1 protein-coding gene and 1 pseudogene are annotated in these 574 nt (G+C 36.4%); both read right to left on the bottom strand.

Annotated elements, in window-relative coordinates; all coding sequences use genetic code 11:
• The coding region (locus AB4653_RS26025) for a hypothetical protein (RefSeq protein WP_372105667.1) at positions 1–211 on the bottom strand (211 nt) is incomplete at its 3' end.
• Positions 208–574 (bottom strand): annotated as a pseudogene (locus tag AB4653_RS26020) (RHS repeat-associated core domain-containing protein); the annotation flags it as partial. The pseudogene AB4653_RS26020 and the gene AB4653_RS26025, both read right to left, overlap by 4 nt.

Genomic DNA, 574 nt, shown 5'->3' with positions numbered 1-574 from the left:
CACCTATATTCCCCAACATCCCATAAAAATAGCAATCCGTTAGTTTTTTATACCCTTTATGATCACCATTATCGGCATTTTCTTTTAAAACCTCACACTCCTTTACTATGTCAATCATTTCCACTTCCCTTTCTTTCGATAGTATATCGAATGACAACAATGACGAAATAGGCACTAAAAAAACAATTATGTAATTAACAATTACTTTCATTTAATAACTCCATTCACAATATATTCCACATGATTGATATCTAAAATATTCAAACACTGTTTCCTGCGCCTCGGATTTGGATTTTTTTGCAGCAAAACTATTTGAACTAGTTTTTTATTCGTAGCGTCACATGAAGCTTTGCTTTGCGAATTACTACTTTCTGGTTCTATTGGAAGACTTTCTGTCCACAAGTTTCTTATATTCTCAACACAATTATGTACACACTGGCTGTTCGTTTGGGCTGAGTAAACTGCGTGGTCCCATGGATTGGGATTTACCGGTCTGCCCTTTATTTTTCCATCCGGATCCACATACCCTAACGGATCACCATTTACATACGCATAAAGGTTAATCCCGCCTTGC

Origin of the sequence: Vibrio sp. 10N.222.48.A3 (assembly GCF_041475345.1) — a bacterium.
In the GTDB taxonomy this organism is placed as follows: Bacteria; Pseudomonadota; Gammaproteobacteria; order Enterobacterales; family Vibrionaceae; genus Vibrio; species Vibrio tasmaniensis_A.
This window is presented reverse-complemented; position numbering and strand designations above follow the sequence as displayed.